The sequence below is a fragment of the Marinirhabdus gelatinilytica genome (genome assembly GCF_003353425.1).
Lineage (GTDB): Bacteria > Bacteroidota > Bacteroidia > Flavobacteriales > Flavobacteriaceae > Marinirhabdus > Marinirhabdus gelatinilytica.
Map to the genome: position 1 here is coordinate 87,420 of NZ_QRAO01000002.1, position 16,107 is coordinate 103,526.

Genomic DNA, 16,107 nt, shown 5'->3' on the forward strand with positions numbered 1-16,107 from the left:
TTTTTTATATACTTAAAACAGTCATTATGTTAGTATTGCCAACTCATAATTTTTTCCTATAGGTTATTTTAGTAAATTGCGCTATATTCTTAAAAGGGTTGAAAGTACTCATTATATTCTTCGACTCACCACTATAATTATTAATAAACTATTATGAAAAAGAAATTATTTTTTGTGCTTGGCGCAATGGTCTTGAGCCTAACGGCTTTTGGACAAGAGAGTGCCACTGCTACTGTAGTATCCCAAGGTGAATTTATTGGAAAGACCATCCCCTTGCGCGATATGCCAACCATCGATGAGTTGGAAAATTTTAACAACGACGATGCTAAGGAAATTAAGCATTACATAAAAAGAGGAAATGAACCAGTTAATGAATCAACTGCGCTTCCCCTAAATGGAGATCCTGTACGTCAAGCTAACCAAGGAACAAGGGAGCAACTTAACATACTTCAAAATTTTGATGGGGCTTCTGTAGCTGAGGGACAGGCCATTCCCCCAGATCCAACTGGCGCCGTAGGTCCTAACCACTATGTACATTCTGTAAATGTTGTGGTGAAGATTTTTGATAAAGTAGGAAATTTACTTGCGGGCCCTACGTTTTTGGGAACATTCTTAGGAAATGGTTCTAGTAACGGAGATCCTATCGTAATGTATGACCATTTAGCTGATCGCTTTTTTGTGAGTCAGTTCCAGATTTCAAACAATGCTTTGATAATTGGAATTTCCGACACTCCCGATCCAACCGGATCCTATAATGTATATTCATTCCCATTGGACGCTTTTCCAGACTACCCACACTATTCCGTTTGGCATGATGGATATTATATGACGGCCAACAAATTTCAAGGAAATACTATTTATGTTCTTGATCGTGCGAGTATGATTGCGGGACTTCCTAATCCTACTATAATAGGATTCAATTTACCCCAGGTGGTTAATAATCCTGCGGCAGTATTTAGTCCAGAACCAGCAAATCTTATAGGAGACACGTTTGACCCAACTTCACCAGCTTACATTGTTTACTTACAAGACGATGCTTGGGTAGGTGTTAGTGAAGACCATTTGAAGGTTTGGGAAATTGATGTGAACTTTGCAACCCCAGGAGCTTCAACTATATCCAACCCAATAGAGATTACAACTGCACCTTTCGATTCTTTCTTGAGGCCATTTGGTACTGGAGATGTTGAGCAGCCAGGGACTTCACAGCGAATAGATGCCATAAGTGGAGTAATTTCTTATGCTGCGAATTATAGAGCATTTCCAACCTATAATTCTTGGGTAATTACTTTCAATGCAGATGTAGGAGGAATAACTCCAGGAGTACGTTGGATCGAGCTACGAAACGATGCAACGAACGATTGGACCATATTCCAAGAAGGAACGTACGCTCCAGCCGACGGCGAGTCTAGATTTATGGGAAGTGCCGCAATGGACGAAGATGGAAACATTGGCCTAGGATTTAATATAGGTAGTGAAAATACGTTTGCAGGAATACGTTATACTGGACGATTAGATGGTGACGACCTTGGTGAAATGACATTTCCTGAAAGTACCATCGTGAACGGTAATGGAAGACAAACCAACACCAACCGTTTTGGAGATTATACACACTTGAGCATGGACCCAGACGGAGTAACCTTTTGGTTTACGGCCCAGTACATGGCAGCAAATAATTTCTGGAGAACGAGAATCGCTTCGTTTAGGATTTCTCCAAGTTTGGCCAACGATGTAGGGTTCTTTAATTTTGTCTCTCCACAGGACGGAGCTTTAGGTAATGCAGAAACTGTAGAGGCTAAGATTTACAACTTCGGAACTGACCCACAATCTAACTTTGATGTGGAACTTTACCTGGATGGAAATTTAGTAGCTACTGAAACCTTTACAGGAACCATCCAGCCCCAAGAAGAAGTAAACTACATATTCAACCAAACGTTAGATCTTTCAGCACCAGGTACTACATATAGTATTGAAGCTAGAACCGATTTGGCTGGAGATGCCAATGCACCAAACGATGGTTTTACTATTGAAGTTGACAATACTACGCTATCTGTAGGGGATGCAGAATTTAACAGTGGCGAGTTCACCATCGTACCTGCTTCACAAAAAGTGTACGATATCACTTTTACCACGAACAAAAATTATGGTGATATATCCTACGAGATCTATAACACTATAGGACAGAAACTTTATACTGGCGTTATGGATGCCCAAGGAAATGAGCATACGGCACGTGTGGATATGAACACTTCTCCAATAGGTGTTTATTTTGTAAAACTTACCAATGGCGATCTTAAAGCCTCTAAGCGCTTTATAGTACGATAGTCTTTTTTATTATAGGTATTAAACTGAAAAAAGTGCCCACTTAGGGCACTTTTTTGTTTGATATCAGCGATGTGGTTAAATGTTTTTTTATTACTGCCGAATTGGTGCTGAAACTATTGTTTGCTAATTCTCTTTGTAATAGTACCGTTTGCCGAAACTATTTTTAAAAAGTAAATGCCTGATTGCATTCCTTGGGTGTTGATCTTTGCGATGTCATCATCATTTGATTGAAGGGTTTGAAGTAACCTTCCATTAACGTCATATACTGAAATTTCTTCTAGCGGAACTGAAGTGCTGGTGCTTACAAAAACGTTGTCCAGTACTGGATTGGGATACACACTTACATCTATAATATTGTTTTCAGTAACTGAAAGATTGCTCCATCTATCCTCTGCCTGTGGGCCTCCCCATATTGCCGTTGCCAAAGCCGGCTGGTCTATAAAAGGGTTTCGGTTGCCATATACGTTTTGAAGATACGGGTTTCTCTGGTCTTCCATTTCTGAAACGGGATCGTCCACATTCCATTGTAGGTATATTTGTAACATCTGGGTACTGCCTTGCAACGGGCTGTTTCCGTTCAAAGAGGGTAGGCAACGGTCACCATAGCGAGTGTACATATACATCATCATACGGGCTACATCACCTTTCCACTCGTCTCCAGGGTACCAATCTCCACTTCCCACATCACCAGCAGGGCCAGAGCCGGTTGCAAACCTTTTAGTTCCCTTGTTGTTGTTCATTTGCTGGTCGCTTGGGCGAATGTTGTGGGGGTCTGCGGCAATGCCCGTAGTGCTGTTGCTGGGGCTCCCCATTTCGGGGTTTGCATTAGAAGTGGCAAAGACATGCTCCCTGTTGTAATCGCAACCCGTGCCACCAAAGTCATCTTTGTCTCGGCTTCGATCTGTAGTGCAATTGCCATCATTATCGTTGGAACCATAGACTAGCAAGACGTTTGCACTGTTGTCTGGGTCTTCGTCGGTTATCTTTACCACGTCCCTAATATCTCCGTAATTGAAACTAGGGTTTGCGTTGCTTATTTTATTCTGTAGTTCAATGTAGAGCGCTTGACCTGTCAGGGTTACGTCTACATCATCATAATAAGGCTGTTGTGCCAGAGCCAGCGTTGAGGTAAGAACTAAAAGGAATAAAATTATCTTTTTCATAAGTTTTTATTTTTTTTGGAGTAATGCAATGTAAAACCCATCAAAACCAGTTTTATGGGCGTACAAATTTTCTTCGGAAAGTAATGTAAACGCTTTTCCTTCCTCACGATTCAAAAATGCTTTTACCTGTTCGGCATTTTCAGAAGGTAAAATGGAGCAGGTAGCATACAACAATTGCCCACCATCTTTCACCATTCTTGAGTAAGAATCCAACAATTCACGCTGGGTGTCCTTGATGTTCTGGATTTTTTCAGGATTCAGTTTCCACTTACTGTCCGGGTTTCTCTTTAAAACGCCAAGACCAGAGCATGGGGCGTCTATCAAGACCTTATCTGCCTTTCCAATTAGTTTTTTAATAACCTTGGTGGAATCGATAAGTCGTGTTTCAATATTGTGTGCACCGTTTCTACGGGCCCTGCGTTTTAGATCGTTAAGCTTGTTTTGGTAGATGTCCAGAGCGACCACTTGTCCTTTATTTTCCATCAATGAGGCCATGTGCAAACTTTTGCCCCCAGCTCCTGCACAAGCATCTACAATGCGCATTCCGGGTTCTGGATTTAATACTTGAGCCACTCGCTGTGATGAGGCGTCCTGCACCTCGAACCAACCTTTCTTGAATGCTTCAGTAGTAAACACATTGGAGCGCTCCTTGAGTTGCAGGGCGTGTGGGTATCCTTTTAAGGTCGCTGTTTCCACATCTTCGTCCAAAAGTGAGTTTTGTAGTTCTTTCACCGTGGTATTTAATGTGTTTGTGCGTAAAATAACCGTTGCCTGGTGGTTAAGGGCAGCAATCTCCTTATCCCAAAGTTTTCCCATTTCGTTTTCACCCAATTGGTCCAACCAGTCTGGGATGGACTCCCGGAGAGCTCGAGTTTGTATGGCTTCGTCAAACCTACCTTTTATACGTCGTGTCGGGGTGTCCTCAAATTGTGGCCAATCGGGGATTTTTATACCATTGAGGGTAGCCCATACCGTGAATAACCTAAAAAGGTTGGGGCGGCTGTACGGCATCTTTACTTCGGCAATTTCAGCATAGAGGCGTCTCCAGCGTACAATGTCGTAGGTAGTTTCAGCAATAAAACTTCGGTCGCGCGAGCCCCAGCGTTTATCCCTTTTCAGGGTGTTGCGCAATACCTTGTCTGCTTGCTTATTTTCATTAAAGATTAAATGAAGCGAGTCTATGGTTGCAAATACAAGGTTTCTGTGTAATCTCATGGGTTTGTGTATTTTGTATCCCTTTTCAGCAAAATGCTTCGGAATACAGCGGTGCAAAGGTACTACAATCCCAACGTTTTCATTACTTTTGAAAAAACCTTTTTAGCATGCGTATTTTAGTGTTGCTGTTAGCAATAGGGCTAACCATCTCTTGTACTTCAGAAACTGAAAACTCTTTCTCCACGGTAGCCATAACCCCAGTATTTGTAGATAGTTTGAGCATACGGGCCATTGCTCCACTGGATGAAAATGCTGTATGGTTTGCTGCCAATAGCGGTAGGGTAGGGCTCATAGATGGGAAAACACCTAAACTGGCAAGCATTCAGTATGAAGATACCGTTCTTGAATTTCGTGCTATCGCCAAGACCAAAAAAGCGGTTTTTGTGCTAAGCGTTGCCAATCCTGCCGTTTTGTATAAAATAGGCGTGGACAAAAGGGTGGCCACAAATATTGAAGAAGTGTATGTTGAGGAGGCCGAAACCGTTTTTTACGATTCCATGGCATTCTGGAACCAAAAAGAAGGTATCGCCATGGGTGATCCTACTGATGGATGTCTCTCCATAATCATAACAAGGGACGGGGGCAATACTTGGGCAAAATTAGCCTGCGACAAGCTGCCCAAAACCGAAAAAGGCGAAGCGGCATTTGCTGCGAGTAATTCCAACATTGCACTCTTTGGAGACCATGCTTGGCTGGTCTCGGGCGGAAAGCGCGCCCGAATTTTCCATAGCGCCGATAAAGGTGCCACGTGGGAGGTTTTTGAAACCCCTATTATACAAGGAAAAGCAATGACGGGTATTTACAGTGTAGATTTTTATGATGAAAAAACGGGCGTTGTCTTTGGTGGAAACTGGGAAGATAAATCCTTTAACGAAGGTAATAAGGCTATTACCCGTGACGGGGGTAAAACTTGGAAGCTCCTAAGCAACGGGAAGGGGCCTGGGTACCGTTCTTCGGTTCGGTTTGTGCCGGGAACCAAGGGAAAGGGGCTAGTGGCCGTGGGCTCTCCCGGAATTTCTTACAGTCCGGACCAAGGTGCAACCTGGCAAGAACTTTCAACCGAAGGATTTTATGCGCTCGAATTTGTAAACGATTCGGTTGCTTTTGCCAGTGGGCGAAATAGAATCTCAAAGCTTACTTTTAAATAAACCGCCAACTGTATGGGACTACTTTCATCGATCTTCAAAAAAAAATGAACCTCAAATTTCAACGAACCAAGAATTTTTGGACTGGTTTACGCAGCATGAAAAACAATTCCACGCAGTTGTGAAACAGCACCATTGGATTGAACGTGATTTTTTGAAAAAATTAAATCCAAAACTTGCCAATTTGCGTTCGGGCTATAATTTGTTGACAGGGATGATGAATGAGGAAACCGCCGAACTTATCATAACCCCAGACAGGACTATTTCCAATTTTGTGGAAGAATTGATAGCCGCTGCTCCTGATTTGGAGGGCGGGAAATTTACTGCCTTAAAACCACCGGTTGATATTCCAGATTTTGGGATTGAAATGGCTGGGTTCAAATTTGATGCAACAACTCTGTCTTTTTATGCGAATGAAAACAAGAAGTTTCCGGATGAAATTGATATAACCATTTGTTACGATTCGTTTACAGAGCATGAAGAGCCTCAAATAACCAACGGGGTTTATATTTTTCTGGATAATTATTTAGGGGAATTAAACTCAATAACAATTTTGGATAATGTAACAGTGACAAATGTTGCAGAGGCTGAAAAAGAATTAGTTCCCATCTCAAAACTGAAGGATTACTTGGTTTGGAGAGAGAAAGAATTTGTAGAAAAATACGAAGGCGTACGTCATAGTACAGAAAACGACACCTACCATAGCCTACAAGCTGAGCTTCCTAATGGGAAACCCCTTATTGCGATCATAAATACCGATTTACTTTCTTGGGACAGTACGGCCTCGCATCCTTGGGTTATGGTGCTTACAATTTTGTATAAGCCAAAGAACGACTCTGGAATGCCAGATGAGAATACCTTTACTGAATTAGATGCTATTGAAGAAAACTTGTTAAAAGAGTTGAAAGATAAAGATGGTTTTCTGAACATAGGCAGGCATACCGCAGATGGCGAACGCATTATTTATTTTGTGTGTAAAGATTTCAGAAAACCCTCGAAAGTGGCTGATAGGGTTTCAATGCAGTACAAAGATAGGTTTAGTATTTCAGTAGACATTTTTAAGGACAAGTACTGGCAGTCCCTTCAGCGTTTTAACCCAAACACCCATCTTTAGTATAATCAATTCCCTCTTTTTTTCTTAAACCGTTCTAAAAGTTGCCGTTTAAAATCTTCTTCGGCCTTGCGGAGAAGGATGATTTTTTTTGGGGGGATGATTCCTTTCAGGTCTTTTACCAATTGCCTAAATGTTTCCAACTCCTTCTCTTTAATGGTAATGCTTTTTTCTATGAGGGCTGTTGCTTCAGCATTGGTCAAGGACTCAAAATCATCCTTAATTTTTTTAATGATTTCTTTACGCTCGGTCCTTCGCAGTGCATGCAATTTTTCCTCACTTGCATTGTAAATAGGCCAGAACTCTTCGGCTTCCTTGGTCGTTAAGTCCAACTCTTTGGTAATGTGGGCCACTTTTAGGGCTTTTATCTTCTCGTGTTTGCTTTGGGCAAAGAGTGCCGTGGTAAAGCAAAGGATTAGGAGTATGAGTGCTTTTTTCATGAGTAAGTTATTCTATGAGTAATGAGTTGTCATCTAAGTTGTTATATAGGTATTCGCTCAAATTTTCTTCTGAAATTTCTTCGGAAGCGACCATAAGCGCATCAAAATCCTCGTCGTTCAGGTATGTTGCAATTTCGTCTGGGGTGAGTTCTAACGAACCCTCTTCCAGATACGCCGAAATAGACGTACTGTTTATATCCTCCAACGATACGGTGCCATTTCCAAAGGGATACAGGGTAAATACCACGGCAAGGACTGCGGCAATTCCCGCTATGCTGTACCAAATTGATTTGTTGGTACTGTTTTGCTGTTTTGGAGTTTTGGTAACGTGAACCTCCCAGCCAGCAGTTTTGCTGGTTTTGAGTATGGTATCTTCAACAGCGTCAAAATACCCTTCAGGGACGGTAAAGCCATTGTTTTCAGGCAATGGCACTTCTTTGAGCTTAGCGAGTACACGAGCATCCAATGCCTCGAAGTATCCTTCGGGGACTGTAAAACCGGATTTGTTTTTATTCTCTTCCATAGCTATGGTTGGACTGTTAATTTACAAAATGGTTTCATTGGTTTGTAAATGTGCTTTTATCTTTTTAACCGCAATATGGTAGCTGCTCTTTAGCCCGCCTACCGTGGTATCCAAAATATCTGAGAGCTCTTCGTAGGTATGCTCTTCAAAATATTTCATATTAAAAATGAGTTGCTGCTTCTCCGGCAACGTGGCAATGGCCTTTTGTAATTGTAATTGTATGGCATCGCCTTCAAAATATACATCGGTCTCCAGGCGTTCCAGGGTTTGTTGTTGTAATTCTTCGCTTGTTATGCCCTGTCTCTTGGCTCGCTTCTTTATATAGGTAATAGCTTCGTTTGTGGCAATGCGGTACAGCCACGTATACAATTTGCTATCACCCTTAAATTTATCAATATTTCTGAAGACCTTTATAAAGGTATTTTGTAGTACATCGTCTGCGTCGTCGTGGGATTTTACGATATTCCGTATATGCCAGTACAATCGTTCTTTATAGGTAGATACCAATATCCTGAACGCTTCTTCTTTTTCTGAAGGCGCTTGTAGTAACTCAACGAGTTCTTTTTCTTGAACCACTAGCTAGTATTTAATTTAAATATAGGACTTTTGATTTCATAAATGGTTTAACCTTATGACAATACGCTTATTGATTTTCGATAAAAAACAAAAATATCCGATAAAATGCTTAAAAATTTTATTTTGTAGGAAAAAAGGATTACTTTTACTCCATACTACTTATGTATAGTTCGTCATTATTAGCCCCAAGCGTAATGCGAGCACACTAAAAACGGGTCTTAGCGGGGGCTGACCCGTTTTTTTATTTCCTTAAAATTAAAATAAATTTTTGTAGGAATAAAAACTGCAAAAACAACTAAACATCGATAAAAAGCAATATATATTCGATTAAATGCAATTTTTTTTTGGAGTTTCCAAAAATCCGTTTATATTTACATCATAATTAATTACTTATGTAAGTATAGTGTCGCGAGCCCCAAATGTGGCACTATAACATTAAAAGAGAGCGGAGCCCCAACCGCTCTTTTTTTATGCCAAAAATATAACGAGTACGTTTGGTGAGTACCCTATTCGAAACTCTGCATTTCTACGAGGCTATGATATACGCCTTCTTTGGCGAGTAGTTCTTCATGTTTCCCTTTTTCTACAATTTCTCCTTTGTTCAGGACCACAATGGTATCTGCATTTTGTATGGTGGAGAGCCTATGGGCAATTACCACAGAGGTGCGGTGCTGCATCATTTTTTCAAGGGCATCCTGTACCAGGCGCTCGCTTTCGGTATCCAGGGCAGAGGTGGCCTCGTCCAGCACCATAATGGGTGGATTTTTTAGCACGGCTCGGGCAATGCTAAGGCGTTGTTTCTGGCCGCCACTCAACTTATTTCCTCCATCACCTATGTTGGTGTCAAGGCCCGCGGGAAGTTGTTTTATAAATTCGTAGGAATTACTAATCTCGGCGGCTTCTTTTAGTTCCTCATTAGACGCTGTGGGCTTTCCCAATTTTAAATTATTGGCTACCGTATCGTTGAAAAGGATAGAGTCCTGCGATACAATTCCCATAAGGCCTCGCAAGGATTCTTTGGATATGTTTCGAATATCCACCCCGTCTATCTCTATGCTTCCTTCGTTCACGTCGTAAAAACGTGTCAACAAATTGGCTATGGTACTCTTGCCGCTACCGGATTGTCCAACGAGCGCCACGGTTTTTCCTTTCGGGATTTCCAATGAGAAGTTTTTCAATACGTATTGGTCCTCATATTTAAAGGAAATATTCTTTATACTAATGGAAGCGTCGAATTCCTTTTTGTGAACTGGGTTTTCAATATCTGTAATAGTATTTTCGGCTTCCAAGAGTTCGAGGATCCGGTGTGCAGAACCATCGGCACGTTTGACCGAATAGCTCGCTTTTGCAATGGCTTTCGCCGGGGTTAAAATATTGTAGGCTAGCATAATGTATCCTAAAAAGAAACTGGCTTCCAACGTGCTGTCCACAAATACCAAATAACCGCCGTATACCAAGAGGATACCAATAGTAATAATCCCCAGTAGCTCACTTAATGGGGAGGCCAAATTCTGGCGGTTCATCACGCTATTGGAATATTTATAAAACCGCTGGTTACTGTCCTCGAATTTATTCTGAAATATTCGCTCTGCATGGAAGGCTTTAATAATGCGCAACCCACCCATGGTTTCTTCCAGAATGGAGAGAAAGGTTCCTTGTTCCTGTTGTACCTTTAATGAGCCTTTTTTCAACGATTTACCCACCCGAGAAATCAAAAAACCGGATATGGGCAAAAAGATGAATACGAAGAGCGTAAGTTTCGGGCTAATAAAAAGCATGGTGATCAATGAGAACAGAATGGTCAACGGTTCGCGAACTATCATTTCCAGTACGGAGAGCACCGAATTTTTCACTTCGTCCACATCGCCACTCAGCCTCGAAATGGTGTCGCCTTTCCGCTTTTCAGAATAAAAAGCCAGGGGAAACGAAATCACCTTACTGTACAGATCGTTACGGAGATCCCTAAGGACACCGTTACGCATAAAGGTAGAATAGAACATCGCAAGGTAATTGCTCAAATTCTTAAGCAGAAATAGTAAAATGATAATCCCTACCATATACATAAGCACCTTGAACTCACCGTATTTGTTGATGTTTTCAATAATAAAATAGTTGAGGTATTCCTGCGAATAGTCCTTCACGTTGGAAAACCCTTCGTAAACGGGTTCCTTTACTGGGGTACGTTCCTTGCTGAAGATAATTTCGAGCACAGGAATAAGTGCCACGAAAGAAAGGGTGCTAAACAGCGCATACAATACGTTGAAGAAAATGTTGAGAAACGCAAATTTCTTGTACGGATAGGCGTAGCGCAGTATTTTTTTGAAATAGTTCATCTAGTGTACAGCCAATTGCTGTTGTATGTTTTTTATTTTTTGCTGAAGGATCTCTTCGGCATTTTGGGTTCCCGGGGGCGTGTGCACGCTTATGTAAAATTTTATCTTTGGCTCTGTACCACTGGGGCGAGCGGCAATTTTACTGCCGTCCTCTGTGTAATATATCAAGACATTGGAACGGGGAATCTCAATAATCTTTTCTGAATTATTGGTCAAGTCCTTCGCTTTGCCCGTGTCGTAATCCTCTAAGGTGATCACACGGCTGCCAGCAATTTCATTAAACGGTTGTTCCCGAAGGTTCCTCATCATCTGTACAATCTCCTCTGCTCCTTTTTTACCTTTTTTTACGACTGAAATAAGTGCCTCACTGTAATGGCCGTACTCTTTAAACAACTCCTGAAGGTATGTGTATAAGGTGCTGTTTTGTGCTTTGCGTTGCGCGGCCATTTCGCAGGCCAATAGAGTAGCGGTCACGGCATCTTTATCGCGAACAAAATCGCCCACCATAAAACCAAAGCTTTCTTCACCACCGCCCACAAACTGTAGCTCTGGGAAATCCTTTACCATCTTGGCAATCCACTTAAAGCCTGTAAGGCCTTCTTTGTAGGTCACTCCAAAATCTTCGGCAATGGCCCTTACCATGGGGGTGGAAACAATCGTGGAGGCCACAAACTGCGCGCCATCCAGTTTTCCTTCTTTTTTCCACTGTGTTAAGAGGAAATGGGTCATGAGTACCATAGCTTGGTTTCCGTTAAGGATGGTCAAACCACCCTCGTTGTCTCGCACTGCAATGCCCAAACGGTCGCAGTCAGGGTCTGTACCTATAACAATGTCCGCATCTTTATCATTGGCAAGCTGAAGAGCCATTTCCAGTGCTTCCGGTTCTTCTGGGTTCGGGGAGGCCACCGTAGGGAAATCTCCGTTTGGAGTGGCTTGTTCCTCAACAATGTGAACATTTGTGTATCCTGCTTTTTCCAATACCTTCGGAACCATAGTAATGGAGGTTCCATGCAGCGAAGTGAACACAATTTTTAAGTGTTCCTTTGCTGCTACTGAAGTATTGAAACTTCCGTTTTTTACCGAAGCTTCAGCAAATGCTTCATCAATTTCAGCATCTATCAAGGTAATGGCAGCTTCATTTCCATCAAAATTGATGGCATCGTAGCCCAGCGAATTTATTTCAGCGATCACCCTGGCATCCTGGGGAGGTACCAACTGGCCACCATCTTCCCAATATACTTTGTAACCATTGTATTCTGGCGGATTGTGGCTTGCAGTGAGTACGATACCACACTGGCAGTTCAAATGTTTTACGGCAAAGGAGAGCTCTGGCGTGGCGCGTAGTTCAGAAAAAAGAAAGACTTGAATGTTGTTTGCGGCAAAAACCTTTGCCACTGTTTGTGCCAATTCCTTACTGTTATGGCGGCAATCGTAGGCAATCACTACTTTGCACTGTTTGTTGGGAAATTGTTTTTTAAGGAAATTTGAAATTCCTTGGGTATTCTTGCCCAGGGTATATTTGTTAATTCGGTTGTCACCTACGCCCATGATACCTCGCATACCCCCGGTGCCAAACTCTAGGCTTTTATAAAAGCTATCTTCCAGTCCCTGCGGGTCGTGGGCTATCATCTCTTTTATAGTTTTTTGGGTCTGGGCGTCGAAGGTTGGGGTGAGCCAAACATTTACACGTTCTAAAATTTCAGGAGCTACGTAAACCATGTATGTTGTATAGTGTCTTTAATGGTGCAAAAATACGGAAATGAAATGGGTTGGGGAATTGGTTGGTTTATGAAATCGTGGATTGGTGACTTGGTAAGTTTTGAGTATATTTTAAAACTAGCTGAGGAGCAGCACCCATACGCTTACGGCACAAAGCTAAACCACCACATTTCGCCGCTCTTTAATGCGGTAGTTGGGCGAGTCTTTTTTGTTGCGGAGTATCAATTCGCCAATAAAGCCGGCTAAAAACAATTGGGTTCCCAAGATCATTGCAGTCAATGCTATAAAAAACTCTGGCCGTTCGGCAATGAGTCTTCCGGTCTTGTTGATAAACAGCTTGTCAATGCCCAAATATAGTGCAAAACAGAAACCCACGAACAACATCACGGCACCCCAAGCACCAAAGAGGTGCATAGGGCGTTTCCCAAACCTGGACACGAACCAAATGGTTATAAGGTCTAAAAAGCCCCTGATAAAACGTTCGGCGCCAAACTTCGTGGTACCGTATTTTCGTGCTTGGTGCTGTACCACTTTTTCGCCTATCTTATTAAAACCTGCATTTTTTGCCAACACTGGGATATAACGGTGCATCTCTCCAGTGACCTCAATGGTTTTAATAACATCCTTTTTATAGGCTTTAAGCCCACAGTTAAAGTCATTGAGCTTTACACCCGATGTTTTCCTGGCGGCAAAGTTGAACAGTTTTGAAGGCATGTTTTTTGAGACAACCGAATCGAACCGTTTCTTTTTCCAGCCCGAAACCAGGTCGTATCCCTGCTCTGTTATCATTTGGTAGAGTTCGGGTATTTCTTCCGGGTTGTCCTGCAGGTCGGCATCCATGGTGATGACCACGTCGCCTTTTGCAAGTGCGAACCCTGCGTGGAGTGCTTGCGATTTGCCGAAATTCTTCAGGAACCTAATTGCTTTTACCTCGGGGTGTTGGGAGGCAAGGGTATCTATAATTTCCCAAGAGCCATCGGTACTGCCATCGTCTATAAAGATGATTTCGTACAAAAAACCATCGGGCTGCAGGGTGTTTGCAATCCAATGGTACAGTTCTGTAAGTGATTCTTCTTCGTTGAGAAGTGGAATAACGATAGATAGGTTCATTCAGCAAAAATACTAAATATGTGCGGGTCTGTTTACTTTCATTACCAAACCTGAAATGAGGGAGATGATGAATCCGAAGAAAAGCGTCATGATTATTGAAATGGCTGAAATGATCAAGGGACTCATCATTGTTTCAGAAATACTCATGGCCATATCTATTTGCTCTTGTGTCATATTCGGGTTTTGTTCGATCATGTTCTCTTCGGTAGCGGCAAGCATATTGGTCGTGAAGTCTGGTTCAATAACATTCATAAAGATAATATTGAAGATAACCCCGAAAATTCCAGCGACGATTGCAACTGCCAGCCCAACCTTAATGGCCTCTCCAAGACTCAAGAAGCCTGAGTTTTCTTTTTTAAAAGTCTTTATTCCAAGTACTATACATATAATCATCGCAATAAAACCTATTGCTCCTTGCCACCAAGGCTGTTCGTAGGTCATATCCATCACGTATACAACTACGCTTAATAATACAGTGAACAGTCCTAATACTGCACCATAGGGCAATGCGATTTTTTTAACTGAAGCTTTTTGAGTTTCCATTTTTGTTGAAGTTTTTTGGTTTGTTATGTTAGTACCCAAAAATAAACAATTGTTACACGCCACCAACAAAACACTATTTTTGTTGTGGAATATATAAAACTCCAAAAAAATAAATTTTTGTATTGTGGCATTTATAAAAATCCTTACATTTGCACACTCAAAAATCGGAGAATTAAAGATAAGACGATGAAAAAAGATATACATCCAGATAATTATAGAGTAGTAGCGTTCAAGGATATGTCCAACGACGAGGTTTTCTTGACAAAATCTACCGCAGAGACCAAAGAGACCTTGGAGGTTGATGGTGTAGAGTACCCATTGGTAAAATTGGAAATCTCAAGAGCGTCTCACCCGTTCTATACTGGTAAGTCTAAGCTTATCGATACCGCTGGACGTATCGACAAGTTTAAGAACAAGTACGCAAAGTTCAAGAAACCTGCGAAAAAAGAAGAAGCAAAAGATAGCGAGTAAGCCAACTCCTTCTTAGTTACTATATTAGTGAGCCTTCGAGAAATCGAAGGCTTTTTTTGTTGCTTTGCTTAAAATTAAGCCAACATCCTTAGTTTGTGACAATAGTTCTTTATTTTTGGATCAAACCAAAAAATCGTACTTCGAAAATGAACTATATCCTCTTTGACGGCAGTGTGCGCAACCAGTTACTACCCTTTACCTTTACCCGTCCCGTGGCAGATATTCGCGTGGGTATCCTCACCCTGCGGGAGAAATGGGAAAAACACCTGGGCTTTACCACCACTACCATCACAGAGGAGTATCTTTCCGAAAAATGGCCCATGGTGGAGCTGGAGAAAAATGTCTTGATAAACGCATCTTTTGTTCCCTCACCAAATTTGGCTAATATGGTAAAAAATCTTTCAGATAACCAAGCGGTTTTTTATGAAGACGAACCCATAGCTTTTTTTACTGCGGAAGAGCAAGAAGTAGATTTTGATACCTACGATGTAATACAATACACCCATGACGATATCTTTAGGATTGAGCATACGTGGGATATTTTCTCGAAAAACCACGAAGCGATAAAAAGAGACTTCGAGCTCATTACCCAAGGAAGGGAAAGCCAACCCATTCCGGAAAAAACAGTTGCTTTTAACGAAAAGCTCATATTTATCGAGAAAGGAGCCAAACTCCCGCTCTGTTCCCTAAATGCTTCTGAAGGCCCTATTTACATAGGTAAAGATGCAGAAATTATGGAAGGTGCCATGATACGTGGACCTTTTGCCCTGTGCGACCATGCAACCGTAAAGATGAACGCCAAGATTTACACAGGCTGCACCATTGGACCCCACAGTAAGGTTGGGGGAGAGCTTAACAATTCTGTGATCATGGGGTATTCCAATAAAGGGCACGATGGATTTTTGGGCAACGCTGTAATAGGCGAATGGTGCAACTTGGGTGCCGATACCAACAATAGCAACCTAAAGAACAATTATGCCGAAGTACGCCTTTGGGACTACGAGACCGAACGATTTGCCAAGACGGGGCTTCAGTTCTGTGGGTTGATGATGGGGGACCACAGCAAATGCGGTATCAATACTATGTTCAATACGGGAACGGTGGTTGGTGTAAGTGCCAATATTTTTGGTAGCGGATTCCCAAGAAATTTTATCCCAAGTTTTAGTTGGGGCGGAAGCGGTGGTACCACAACCTATAAAACCAACAGGGCATTTGAGGTGGCAAAAATAGTGATGGCACGTCGCGGAGTAGATTTTACTGAAGAGGATGCAAAAATTCTGGAACACGTGTTTGAGGAAACTGCGCAGTGGAGGCGAGGCTGATCCATTATGGTTTTGAATTTTACACTTGTTGTATATAAAAATTGTCCATCTAATTTATTGATTGATTTTGAGATTTGAAAATCGTGTAAAGATCACTTAAGAAAATTAATATTT

Annotated in this window: 14 protein-coding genes; 5 read left to right on the forward strand and 9 right to left on the reverse strand. The window is 41.8% G+C overall.

The features are described 5' to 3' along the window. Positions 1 to 153: 153 nt before the first annotated feature. Positions 154 to 2,322: a CARDB domain-containing protein gene (locus tag C8D94_RS06455; RefSeq protein WP_115123122.1), complete on the forward strand. Its 2,169-nt coding sequence runs from the start codon at positions 154 to 156 to the stop codon at positions 2,320 to 2,322. A 113-nt stretch (positions 2,323 to 2,435) separates the two neighbouring features. Here the strand turns inward: C8D94_RS06455 and C8D94_RS06460 are convergent, their stop codons facing one another. Both C8D94_RS06460 and C8D94_RS06465 read right to left on the reverse strand, forming a co-directional pair. Continuing rightward, positions 2,436 to 3,485 (reverse strand): endonuclease, encoded by a 1,050-nt coding sequence (locus C8D94_RS06460; RefSeq protein WP_115123123.1) that lies wholly within the window; start codon positions 3,483 to 3,485, stop codon positions 2,436 to 2,438. A 6-nt stretch (positions 3,486 to 3,491) separates the two neighbouring features. Further along, the gene (locus C8D94_RS06465) at positions 3,492 to 4,700 is read right to left on the reverse strand and encodes an RsmB/NOP family class I SAM-dependent RNA methyltransferase (RefSeq protein ID WP_115123124.1); all 1,209 of its coding nucleotides are present in this window, start codon (positions 4,698 to 4,700) and stop codon (positions 3,492 to 3,494) included. A gap of 107 nt (positions 4,701 to 4,807) precedes the next feature. On the opposite strand from C8D94_RS06465, the gene C8D94_RS06470 reads away from it, so the two are divergent. Together C8D94_RS06470 and C8D94_RS06475 are read left to right on the forward strand one after the other, a co-directional pair. Continuing rightward, a complete protein-coding gene (locus C8D94_RS06470; RefSeq protein WP_115123125.1) occupies positions 4,808 to 5,848 on the forward strand; it encodes a sialidase family protein in 1,041 nt (346 codons plus the stop codon). A 118-nt stretch (positions 5,849 to 5,966) separates the two neighbouring features. Further along, entirely contained in the window at positions 5,967 to 6,959 is a 993-nt protein-coding gene (locus tag C8D94_RS06475; RefSeq protein WP_245946215.1) for a DUF695 domain-containing protein, read from the forward strand. 5 nt (positions 6,960 to 6,964) lie between these two features. Here the strand turns inward: C8D94_RS06475 and C8D94_RS06480 are convergent, their stop codons facing one another. The 7 genes from C8D94_RS06480 to C8D94_RS06510 all read right to left on the reverse strand — a co-directional run bounded on the left by C8D94_RS06480 (position 6,965) and on the right by C8D94_RS06510 (position 14,200). Beyond that, on the reverse strand, positions 6,965 to 7,396 hold the full coding sequence (locus C8D94_RS06480; RefSeq protein ID WP_115123126.1) for a hypothetical protein: 432 nt from the start codon (positions 7,394 to 7,396) through the stop codon (positions 6,965 to 6,967). Between the two features lie 7 nt (positions 7,397 to 7,403). Then, positions 7,404 to 7,919 carry a hypothetical protein gene (locus C8D94_RS06485; protein WP_115123127.1) on the reverse strand — a complete coding sequence of 172 codons (516 nt, stop codon included), beginning with the start codon at positions 7,917 to 7,919 and terminating at the stop codon, positions 7,404 to 7,406. Positions 7,920 to 7,940: 21 nt separating this feature from the next. Continuing rightward, entirely contained in the window at positions 7,941 to 8,495 is a 555-nt protein-coding gene (locus C8D94_RS06490) for an RNA polymerase sigma factor (protein WP_115123128.1), read from the reverse strand. 506 nt (positions 8,496 to 9,001) lie between these two features. After that, the gene (locus C8D94_RS06495; protein ID WP_115123129.1) at positions 9,002 to 10,828 is read right to left on the reverse strand and encodes an ABC transporter ATP-binding protein; all 1,827 of its coding nucleotides are present in this window, start codon (positions 10,826 to 10,828) and stop codon (positions 9,002 to 9,004) included. Next, positions 10,829 to 12,547 (reverse strand): phospho-sugar mutase, encoded by a 1,719-nt coding sequence (locus tag C8D94_RS06500; protein WP_115123130.1) that lies wholly within the window; start codon positions 12,545 to 12,547, stop codon positions 10,829 to 10,831. Between the two features lie 156 nt (positions 12,548 to 12,703). Next, positions 12,704 to 13,657: a glycosyltransferase family 2 protein gene (locus C8D94_RS06505; RefSeq protein ID WP_115123131.1), complete on the reverse strand. Its 954-nt coding sequence runs from the start codon at positions 13,655 to 13,657 to the stop codon at positions 12,704 to 12,706. A 12-nt stretch (positions 13,658 to 13,669) separates the two neighbouring features. Further along, positions 13,670 to 14,200: a DUF4199 domain-containing protein gene (locus C8D94_RS06510; protein ID WP_115123587.1), complete on the reverse strand. Its 531-nt coding sequence runs from the start codon at positions 14,198 to 14,200 to the stop codon at positions 13,670 to 13,672. Between the two features lie 186 nt (positions 14,201 to 14,386). Here C8D94_RS06510 and C8D94_RS06515 point away from each other — a divergent pair, with 186 nt between their 5' ends. Further along, positions 14,387 to 14,671: a type B 50S ribosomal protein L31 gene (locus tag C8D94_RS06515; RefSeq protein WP_115123132.1), complete on the forward strand. Its 285-nt coding sequence runs from the start codon at positions 14,387 to 14,389 to the stop codon at positions 14,669 to 14,671. A 146-nt stretch (positions 14,672 to 14,817) separates the two neighbouring features. After that, a complete protein-coding gene (locus C8D94_RS06520; RefSeq protein ID WP_115123133.1) occupies positions 14,818 to 15,993 on the forward strand; it encodes a GlmU family protein in 1,176 nt (391 codons plus the stop codon). Positions 15,994 to 16,107: the final 114 nt, after the last annotated feature.

Excerpts from the sequence above, each read along its gene's own strand:
- C8D94_RS06485 (WP_115123127.1), bottom strand. The coding sequence starts at position 7,919 with ATGGAAGAGAATAAAAACAAATCCGGTTTTACAGTCCCCGAAGGATAC.
- C8D94_RS06520 (WP_115123133.1), top strand. The coding sequence starts at position 14,818 with ATGAACTATATCCTCTTTGACGGCAGTGTGCGCAACCAGTTACTACCC.
- C8D94_RS06470 (WP_115123125.1), top strand. The coding sequence starts at position 4,808 with ATGCGTATTTTAGTGTTGCTGTTAGCAATAGGGCTAACCATCTCTTGT.
- C8D94_RS06515 (WP_115123132.1), top strand. The coding sequence starts at position 14,387 with ATGAAAAAAGATATACATCCAGATAATTATAGAGTAGTAGCGTTCAAG.
- C8D94_RS06465 (WP_115123124.1), bottom strand. The coding sequence starts at position 4,700 with ATGAGATTACACAGAAACCTTGTATTTGCAACCATAGACTCGCTTCAT.
- C8D94_RS06510 (WP_115123587.1), bottom strand. The coding sequence starts at position 14,200 with ATGGAAACTCAAAAAGCTTCAGTTAAAAAAATCGCATTGCCCTATGGT.
- C8D94_RS06455 (WP_115123122.1), top strand. The coding sequence starts at position 154 with ATGAAAAAGAAATTATTTTTTGTGCTTGGCGCAATGGTCTTGAGCCTA.
- C8D94_RS06460 (WP_115123123.1), bottom strand. The coding sequence starts at position 3,485 with ATGAAAAAGATAATTTTATTCCTTTTAGTTCTTACCTCAACGCTGGCT.
- C8D94_RS06505 (WP_115123131.1), bottom strand. The coding sequence starts at position 13,657 with ATGAACCTATCTATCGTTATTCCACTTCTCAACGAAGAAGAATCACTT.
- C8D94_RS06480 (WP_115123126.1), bottom strand. The coding sequence starts at position 7,396 with ATGAAAAAAGCACTCATACTCCTAATCCTTTGCTTTACCACGGCACTC.
- C8D94_RS06500 (WP_115123130.1), bottom strand. The coding sequence starts at position 12,547 with ATGGTTTACGTAGCTCCTGAAATTTTAGAACGTGTAAATGTTTGGCTC.
- C8D94_RS06495 (WP_115123129.1), bottom strand. The coding sequence starts at position 10,828 with ATGAACTATTTCAAAAAAATACTGCGCTACGCCTATCCGTACAAGAAA.